Here is a 5920-nt window from a genome sequence, read left to right on the forward strand (position 1 = left end):
CCACCGCCACATATTGCCCAAGCTACAACATCACAGTTATCTCATCGACTTTGAATTTAATGAACGAGAAAGCATCGGAACTATCGTTTCAGGCAACGGAAACACCCTAGGACATTTCACACTCCTATAGCATTTCCCATAAGCTACAAAAGAAACACCACCTAGTCCCAAAGATGTAAAAGATGTCACCCTCAATTCGCTCTAGCAGAACAAAATAGAGTAGAAGTAAAACAGATCAGAAACCTAGCCCTTTTTGCATTTCACACGCGGCTAACGCTAGCTAGGTTATCGTGCTTCTATTGAAACCAACTTATATCAAACTCTGAATCACCAATGAGTCATTGTCATTGCATTCATGGACTAATAAGTTAACGGCATCGACCTTAACTTTTGATCAAGAGTATATAAGTGTTCTGCAGCTTGCATGTGTTGAGGGTAATCGCTGAATTTCTCACGATTCTCCTCATTCATCTTACATGTCTCATCCACCAGCATTAACTTCCAATACAGCTTTGTTGTATGCAGCATCGCCAGTAAAGGTTTGAACACCTCTTTCTCATAAGCTTGAATCAACTCTTCAATCAACTCGTCACGCTCGTTTTCACTTGCGATTGAACCATTGGTTGCCGACAACACTTTTTGATACTTCAGGTTTTGTTGCAGCTTATCCATCACCGTTTGGTTTTCTTCCGCTAACTCAACAAGCTTCGACTTAATGATATTTACCCAATTCTCTTGGCTCAGAACTGTGTCATCAACACTGTTAAAGTCTTCTCGTATCTGTCGTTCAACATCTTTTTGAGCTTTCTTTAAAACCGCACGCACCTTTTGGAAAGGCAGCTGATATTCCTTACTTAGCTCGATAATCAGTTTATGAAAACCACCGTTTGGAAGGTGTAAGTTTTCCTTAAACGTCGCCATTGCAGCTTCTTGCTGCTCTGTAAGGTGAGTCATTCTGTTTCCTATTCTTTATCACTTATGGTGCTGAGCCCGCGATCATACCACTATATAACCTCGTTTTTTCGGTAACTTGATAGGTTATATCTAGGTGCGTACTTAAATTCTCTCAATACGTTATCTTTTGGCTACTTATTAATCCACATGGCGTTAAATGGTAAAACTGGTCATCGATTAAAACCCATACTGCACCTGTTCCAACAAAACAGACTTCTAACTTATACAGGTACTTAAATGAAAAAGATTGCACTTAAGATTGAGACTGTGCAAGTCGAATGCTCACCAAGCTCGCGACCATGATGGCTAAATAGAAACTGCCGATAATGGACTCCATGAACACAAAGAATTGAGCAATAGGCAAAGCCGGTGATATGTCGCCATAGCCAACCGTGGTCAAGGTGATAAAGCTAAAGTACATCGCATTGAACAAGTTGGTCAGCCAGGTTTGCTCTTCTAACCCGTTAAATGCATTAGGGAAGATTTCTAAAATCAACAAGTAGATAGTCGACCAAGCGAACCCTAACAACAAGTAAATACAGATAGAACCAATAATGTGATTGGGCGTCACCGTCTTTGCTTTCATTACCTGTTTGAGAGCGGAATAAATATGTGAGAACAGAAACACCGCCAATGCCGTTAACGTCACTATCGAAAGGTTATAGTCCTCCAAAAACGAGAATACCCCCGACACCGTAGCGGTTATCAATAACAGACCATACCAAGAGCGATACAAGGCTCGCTCTTTATGTATTCCCACTATCGAAACAGCCAAAGTAATAATGATCAAAAACAGAATGGTCTTTTGACCTTGCGGATAAAACTGCTGCATCACCGCGCAACCAAAAAACAACACCAACAGTGCATAGAATAAGAAGTAGAAGTTGTCGTCTTTAGAGACTGGCTTCATCTATTTTTCCTCTGCCTCTGCTGGTTTTTTCTCAGTTTCTTCTTGGTTTTTCTCTTCAAGTCCAAGCCATGCCATCATCAGCTCATAGCTTAAACTCAGTATAACTGCACCAACAAACAGACCAACGATTCCTGACATCGCCATTCCGCCCAATGCACCCAGTAGAATAACCAACATTGGGATATGAGAGCCGCGGCTCAATAGCATCGGTTTCAAAATAGCGTCACTGCCACTGACCAAAATACACCACACTAAGAACAGGCTCGCCGCTAGCGTCGATTCAACACTGAACATGTAAATAATTGCAGGCAATAAAGCAAGAATCGGCGGAAGTTGGATAATAGCAATGAGCAGAACAGCTAATGCCCAAAACGCAGCCGCAGGAACGCCAGCAATCACTAAACCAATTGCTGACATAATGGATTGAATCACAGCAACACCTATCACACCCTGCACGACACTACGTACCGTTGATTTAGATAACTGTACCAACTCTTCACCTTTACCATCGGTTAGGCGAGCCACTAAGTGAGTGACCCCCGTTTGGCACTTATCGGCGTTACTCATAAATGCGCCAGCAATGATGGTAGAAATAATAAACTGAATAAACCCACCGCCGAGAGAGCCTAAAACAGAAGCAGCTTTCGTCGCAAACTGTTTCAGTTCGTCAGCATACTTTATGAACGTACCTTCAATATTATTGGAGGCAGCTACCAAGGTTGAATATACCTTCTCCCCAATGAATGGAATATCTTGTAAAGACTCTTTGGGTTTCGGCAGAGACAGGGTTCCGTCCTGTAGCCCTGTCATTAGGTCCGAAGCACTGGTGTAAATACCGGAAGAGAGCGCAACTAAAGGAATGAGCAGTAACAGTACTCCGATAAAGCTCAGTAATGCGCTGGCTTTTCCTTTCGACATTCCCGTCTTATTTGAAATCGCGACAGCAACTGGATAGAGCGCAGTCGCAATGATCGCCCCCCAAATAACCAATAGAATGAATGGGCGTAAAATCGCAAAACACCAGTAGACGAGCATAGCAATCGCTGCAATTTTGATGGCAGCGTCTATCGCCTGTTTTGAAAAATCATCGGTTAACTTCATGAAACGTCCTTGTTAGACAAGATTAAGGCTGATTTTGTAGGAACTTCCAATTCCGTGTTTCTAGGAATAGAGAAGCCAAAATCATATATATTCCAATTAACACTAATTGGAATATGCGTATAAGGGTGTTGCTATCGATATCACCGGAGCTCATCAATGTGCTACCAACAAGTACGAGCAAGGTACTAAATGCAGTGGCGAAAATCGGTGCTTTTTCGGGAACCGTGTAGATCTTCTTAGCAATCACAATAGCGACCAAGCCTATGAATAAAGAGTAGAAGATAATATTCGGAACAATCGAAAGGATTGAAAAAGCAGCTATCGCTAGCAAGCCACCAATGCCATTACTGATCACCAGAAATGCACTTAATTTGACTGATTTTTCTGAAGTGATCATTAACGATAACAACGCAATAAACATCATGGTTAACAATGCTTCAGATATCTGAAAAATAAAGAAAAAGCACACAACGGGATAAGAGATAATCATCGCACGGAAAGCCGCATACCAGCGCTCTGTCTTATTGAAAGGTACCGACGCAAAGCCAGAGAACTCCGACTTAGGTTCAGGGAAGAAGACATGAACCAGCGCAAAAATAGTCACCGACACTACACCAGAAGTCGCTAAACCTGATGCCAACAATACAGAGACTCCGGGGTTATCAATCGCCATAAAAGGCAGCATCAAGACAGCAATCAACAATATGGTGGCGAAAAGGTTCCATTTAGGGTCTACAAACAAGTAGTAACCCCAAAGCATCATTAGCCCCACTAAAATCAGCAATGGGATCGGGTAATGGGTAATTCCTCGCGACAGCAATAAACCTAACCCCATGGTGACAACAACAGCCAATAACAATTCGTAGACCGTTTCCTTATGGAGGTTTGGTTTATCAATTAAGAACTTAGCAGTGAACACTGGCGCCACAAACGCAAGTGGCCAGTTTATCCATGCCGCCAAGAAAACAGCCAACGTGACCCCTACGGTAAATCGCAGGATCCGTTGCTGTGTTTGTTGGTCAGGAATCGGCTTATCGGACATAAGACAATACGCTAATCAGACGAATCCATACTTTGCCTATCGCGTTGAACACAAAGTTGTCGCCGCTATAAACAATCACATCCGCTTGGCCGCCCACTCGAAGCATGCCTTGCATCTCATCTCGTTCAAATTCGATAGTGATAGGAAGCATCTGTGTTTGACGCAACCAACCCGTTTGTTGGCTAGCTTGAGCAAGCTTACCTGCTTGATCATTTTGTCCCCAATCAACACCCCAATCGATGCTACTCACTCGCCCTTTCACGATTTGTCCTGGAGCGAAATCCAATGCCACTTCCACTTCATCACCGACGGTTACGTTACCAAGGCTATTTTCACGATAATAAGCTTCAATCCAGATATCTTCCGTCGAAACAAAAGTCATGATCGGTTGACCTGCTGATGCGTAAAAACCCTCAGAAAGGCTAAAGTTAGAAACGCCACCTTGTGTCGGTGCTGTAATCACGGTGCGCTCTAGGTTCAACTGTGCCTGTTCAAGTGCTAACAACGCCGCTTTCACTTGGCTGTTTTCCTGACCTTCTTTACCCATTTGTTTCTTAGCACGGTCAAGGTCAGCTTCTGCATTGACAACCGCCGCTCGAGACGTTGCTAATGCGGCTCTCGCTTTATCTGCATCTGATTTAGAAACCACACCTTTATCAGCCATCTCTAAAACACGCTTGGCTTGTAGCTTGGTGTTTTGTCTTTCAACAATCGCTGAAGTGAGTTTCGCTTGCGCTGAAGCAATACTCGCGGTTTGAGCACCGACATTTTGGCCTGCAATCTCTAAATTTTGCTCGGCTTGTTGTACTGCAATTTTGTAATCAGACTCATCTAAAATAGCTAACTTGTCACCTTGATTAACCAGTTGGTTTGGTTGAACCAGTATATCGAGCACTTTACCCGACACCTCAGGCTTGATTGGAACGATATAACCTTTTACACGAGCATTATCAGTAATAGGGATGATGCGGTCTGAAATGACACTGAAGAGCAACATGAATGCAACAAACAACAATAGGTAGTTTGTAACCTTTCTTACTTTGTCTTTTCCGTTTTCTTGCTGGCCAACTTCTTCATTGGCTTCTTGCTTATTCCCTTTGGCTTCTGACATGGGGCTCCCTTCTAGATAACTAAGATCAACAAAATTAATACTTTAAAAATAAACCCAGCAATGGAAAACTCAAGTAAATAGGGTTAGATTTAGTAAACAAAACGTTGCAAATGATATGCACGTCTAATAATGCAACAATATATACAGGATTGTATTCTCATGACCTCTAGTCACTACCAAGTCCCAGTAATTCAGACGAACTACGCTAAAATTCTGGTTCAGGTTTTTTCTGACTATGGTCTTGATTTACATATGTTGCTTAAAGATTCCGGTTTACCACCTGACCTTATCGAATCAGAAAGTGATTTTGTGCCATCGGAATCCATTAAGCGTTTGATTTACCTCACATCGGCGCAACTTGGCGTATCTCGGTTCACCGATATTCTAGGACTCGCATTTCGACGTCGAATCATCCCAAATGTCTTGCATCAATTCACCGAATTTAAAACCATTGGTGATTCGCTGAAACACCTAAATTCAATCTTTGCCTACGACTCTCCAGGCAGCAAAGTCGAGCTTATTCAAGAACACGGCCAAAGTTGGTTTTGCCGAACTGCACCCGAAGACAATTCCCCTACGTTTCAATGGGGAGAAGCTTTTGCAATTACATATATCATTGAGTTAATAACCATTTTATCCAAATCCCCATGGTTGCCTAGTAAGGTGCGTCTGCAAGGACATGACATCGATGTCGTCAAAACACTGGTGCCAAGTAGCTGCCAATTGTTTGTTGAACAGTCGTCGACGGCTGTGCTGATCCCTGAAGAAATCTTACAACTCCCAATTCGCCTAACCTCTAAAG

The 5920-nt window shown here is 42.7% G+C and carries 5 protein-coding genes and 1 pseudogene; 1 reads left to right on the plus strand and 5 read right to left on the minus strand.

The genetic code is table 11. The features are described from left to right. Nucleotides 1-360: 360 nt before the first annotated feature. The 5 genes from AB4653_RS21930 to AB4653_RS21950 all read right to left on the minus strand — a co-directional run bounded on the left by AB4653_RS21930 (nt 361) and on the right by AB4653_RS21950 (nt 5118). Nucleotides 361-954: a hypothetical protein gene (locus AB4653_RS21930; protein WP_102257600.1), complete on the minus strand. Its 594-nt coding sequence runs from the start codon at nt 952-954 to the stop codon at nt 361-363. 253 nt (nt 955-1207) lie between these two features. Further along, nucleotides 1208-1864, minus strand: coding sequence for a potassium channel family protein (locus AB4653_RS21935; protein ID WP_102257599.1), 657 nt, complete (start codon nt 1862-1864; stop codon nt 1208-1210). Continuing rightward, on the minus strand, nt 1865-2965 hold the full coding sequence (locus AB4653_RS21940) for an AI-2E family transporter (RefSeq protein WP_017096361.1): 1101 nt from the start codon (nt 2963-2965) through the stop codon (nt 1865-1867). A 22-nt stretch (nt 2966-2987) separates the two neighbouring features. Continuing rightward, nucleotides 2988-4007 (minus strand): DUF2955 domain-containing protein, encoded by a 1020-nt coding sequence (locus AB4653_RS21945; RefSeq protein WP_102257598.1) that lies wholly within the window; start codon nt 4005-4007, stop codon nt 2988-2990. Next, nucleotides 3997-5118, minus strand: coding sequence for an HlyD family secretion protein (locus AB4653_RS21950; protein WP_102257597.1), 1122 nt, complete (start codon nt 5116-5118; stop codon nt 3997-3999). The genes AB4653_RS21945 and AB4653_RS21950 overlap by 11 nt, the downstream gene beginning before the upstream one ends. Nucleotides 5119-5277: 159 nt before the next feature. Between AB4653_RS21950 and AB4653_RS21955 the strand changes: the two are divergent. Continuing rightward, a pseudogene (locus AB4653_RS21955) lies at nt 5278-5920 on the plus strand (AraC family transcriptional regulator); the annotation flags it as partial.

It is taken from the genome of Vibrio sp. 10N.222.48.A3 (assembly GCF_041475345.1).
GTDB lineage: Bacteria > Pseudomonadota > Gammaproteobacteria > Enterobacterales > Vibrionaceae > Vibrio > Vibrio tasmaniensis_A.